This window comes from Mesorhizobium sp. WSM4844 (genome assembly GCF_055811775.1).
Genome location: NZ_JBVVQB010000112.1, coordinates 2,501 through 6,087 on the forward strand (window position 1 = coordinate 2,501; position 3,587 = coordinate 6,087).

The window sequence follows — 3,587 nt, forward strand, 5'->3', positions numbered from 1 at the left end:
TTTTAAGAGTTTGCGGCGAGCATCTAGCTCTCCGCCTGTTCTGTTTGACATCGTAAAGAGAAGATTTGTTCGAACTTCACAGCCCGCAAGGGATGTGATTTGTCGCGGGAGACGCTCAATCTCCCGCATATGATGGGTTTGCCTAACCGCACCCTCGAACCGATCTCGAGAAGCTGGTCTTTTTGTGCCAATTCCATTGAAGCTAGATCCTGCACAGGATCTGGTTCGAGCGACGATCCCTTCGGGATCGCGCGATGGGTATTGGCAATGAGAACGATCAAGTGTCTTAAGGGCAATTGGTGGATGCCTTGGCATGCACAGGCGATGAAGGACGTGATACGCTGCGATAAGCTACGGGGAGGTGCGAATACCCTTTGATCCGTAGATTTCCGAATGGGGAAACCCACCTAAGGTGCTTGGAAAATCAGAGCAGCCAGTGGTCGAAAGGCCGACTGGCTGCTGTGGTTTCCAAGTATCTGTTATAGGTAACTTATCCTGAATACATAGGGATAAAGTGGCGAACGCGGGGAACTGAAACATCTAAGTACCCGTAGGAAAGGACATCAACCGAGACTCCGGCAGTAGTGGCGAGCGAACCCGGACCAGGCCAGTGGCGATGATGAGACAAGCGGAACCTTCTGGAAAGTAGGGCCATAGTGGGTGACAGCCCCGTACGCGTAATGCAAATCATCGTCCTCGAGTAAGGCGGGACACGTGAAATCCTGTCTGAAATTGGGGGGACCACCCTCCAAGCCTAAGTACTCGTGCATGACCGATAGCGAACTAGTACCGTGAGGGAAAGGTGAAAAGCACCCCGACAAGGGGAGTGAAAGAGTACCTGAAACCGATTGCCTACAAACAGTGGGAGTCCAAGGTTCGTCCTGGGTGACCACGTACCTTTTGTATAATGGGTCAGCGACTTAGTGTGACGAGCAAGCTTAAACCGCTAGGTGTAGGCGCAGCGAAAGCGAGTCTGAACAGGGCGTTCAGTTCGTCGCATTAGACCCGAAACCGAGTGATCTAGCCATGAGCAGGTTGAAGGTAAGGTAACACTTACTGGAGGACCGAACCCATAACTGTTGCAATAGTTCGGGATGACTTGTGGCTAGGGGTGAAAGGCCAATCAAACTCGGAAATAGCTGGTTCTCCGCGAAATCTATTTAGGTAGAGCGTCGACCGAATACCCCAGGGGGTAGAGCACTGGATGGGCTAGGGGTCCTCACCGGATTACCAAACCTAACCAAACTCCGAATACCTGGGAGTACTAGTCGGCAGACACACGGCGGGTGCTAACGTCCGTCGTGAAAAGGGAAACAACCCTGACCTACAGCTAAGGTCCCCAAGTTATGGCTAAGTGGGAAAGGATGTGAGGATCCCAAAACAACCAGGATGTTGGCTTAGAAGCAGCCATCATTTAAAGAAAGCGTAACAGCTCACTGGTCTAAATAAGGGTCTTTGCGCCGAAAATGTAACGGGGCTCAAGCCATACACCGAAGCTTAGGGTTCGTGAGCAATCACGAGCGGTAGCGGAGCGTTCTGTAAGCTGATGAAGCCATACCCGTGAGGGGTGGTGGAGGTATCAGAAGTGCGAATGCTGACATGAGTAACGTAAGGGGAGTGAGAGACTCCCCCGCCGAAAGTCCAAGGGTTCCTGCTTAAAGCTAATCTGAGCAGGGTTAGCCGGCCCCTAAGTCGAGGCAGAAATGCGTAGACGATGGGAACCACGTTAATATTCGTGGGCCTGGAGGAAGTGACGGATCATTGAGGTAGTCCAATCTTATCGGATTGAACGGGCTGCTGCGTGGTTCCAGGAAATAGCTCCTCCTTATAGACCGTACCCGAAACCGACACTGGTGGACTGGTAGAGTATACCAAGGCGCTTGAGAGAACTATGCTGAAGGAACTCGGCAAATTGCACGCGTAACTTCGGAAGAAGCGTGACCCTTTTCCACGCAAGTGGAGGAGGGTGGCACAGACCAGGGGGTAGCGACTGTTTATCAAAAACACAGGGCTCTGCGAAGTCGCAAGACGACGTATAGGGTCTGACGCCTGCCCGGTGCTGGAAGGTTAAGAGGAGGGGTGCAAGCTCTGAATCGAAGCCCCAGTAAACGGCGGCCGTAACTATAACGGTCCTAAGGTAGCGAAATTCCTTGTCGGGTAAGTTCCGACCTGCACGAATGGCGTAACGACTTCCCCGCTGTCTCCAGCATAGACTCAGTGAAATTGAATTCCCCGTGAAGATGCGGGGTTCCTGCGGTTAGACGGAAAGACCCCGTGCACCTTTACTATAGCTTTACATTGGCATTCGTAGTGGCATGTGTAGGATAGGTGGTAGGCTTTGAAACCTGGGCGCCAGCTCAGGTGGAGCCACCCTTGAAATACCACCCTTATCACTATGGATGTCTAACCGCGGCCCGTCATCCGGGTCCGGGACAATGTATGGTGGGTAGTTTGACTGGGGCGGTCGCCTCCTAAAGAGTAACGGAGGCGCGCGATGGTGGGCTCAGAACGGTCGGAAATCGTTCGCTGAGTGCAATGGCATAAGCCTGCCTGACTGCGAGACTGACAAGTCGAGCAGAGACGAAAGTCGGTCATAGTGATCCGGTGGTCCCGCGTGGAAGGGCCATCGCTCAACGGATAAAAGGTACGCCGGGGATAACAGGCTGATGACCCCCAAGAGTCCATATCGACGGGGTTGTTTGGCACCTCGATGTCGACTCATCGCATCCTGGGGCTGGAGCAGGTCCCAAGGGTATGGCTGTTCGCCATTTAAAGCGGTACGTGAGTTGGGTTCAGAACGTCGTGAGACAGTTCGGTCCCTATCTGCCGTGGGTGTAGGAATATTGAAAGGATCTGTCCCTAGTACGAGAGGACCGGGATGGACGGATCTCTGGTGGACCTGTTGTGGCGCCAGCCGCATAGCAGGGTAGCTATATCCGGACGGGATAACCGCTGAAGGCATCTAAGCGGGAAACCCACCTTAAAACGAGTATTCCCTGAGAACCGTGGAAGACGACCACGTTGATAGGCCGGGTGTGGAAGAGCGGCAACGCTTGAAGCTTACCGGTACTAATAGTTCGATCGGCTTGATCGTTCTCATTCCCTATGCCCATCTCCAGCGCAATCCTTCGGATTGCGCCGAGATGGTCTGTTCTCACTCACGCTTGTTCCGCCCTGCGGGCGGCGCTACGTGGGTGCGGCGCATCGGCGCCGACGGTCGGTCGACCTTGCGAAGCTTCGCTTCGAAAGGCGCCACGACCAAAAGAACGGTAAAGGCACACATAAGACCAGCGAACAGCTCAGGAGAGAGCGGAAAATAGGGTTCCCTATTCGCTACTCTCTCATCGCTATTCGCTCAAAAAGCTTCTCGAGCAACGTGCGCTTTGCCGACCTGGTGGTTATGGCGGAGCGGCTGCACCCGATCCCATTCCGAACTCGGCCGTGAAACGCTCCAGCGCTGATGGTACTTCGTCTCAAGACGCGGGAGAGTAGGTCGCTGCCAGGTCTGCAAAACGCACGTTGCAAAAATCCAGTCTTCTCCTTACAAAACAGGCCCGCCAATCGGGAACTCGGGCCGCGCAAGCGGC

General features: G+C 54.0%; 2 rRNA genes. Both read left to right on the forward strand.

Going from position 1 to position 3,587, the window contains the following annotated elements:
* The first annotated feature begins 275 nt into the window (after positions 1–275).
* A 23S ribosomal RNA gene (locus AC0L2A_RS35685) occupies positions 276–3,094 on the forward strand.
* A gap of 296 nt (positions 3,095–3,390) precedes the next feature.
* A 5S ribosomal RNA gene (rrf, locus tag AC0L2A_RS35690) occupies positions 3,391–3,505 on the forward strand.
* The last annotated feature ends 82 nt before the right edge of the window (positions 3,506–3,587 follow it).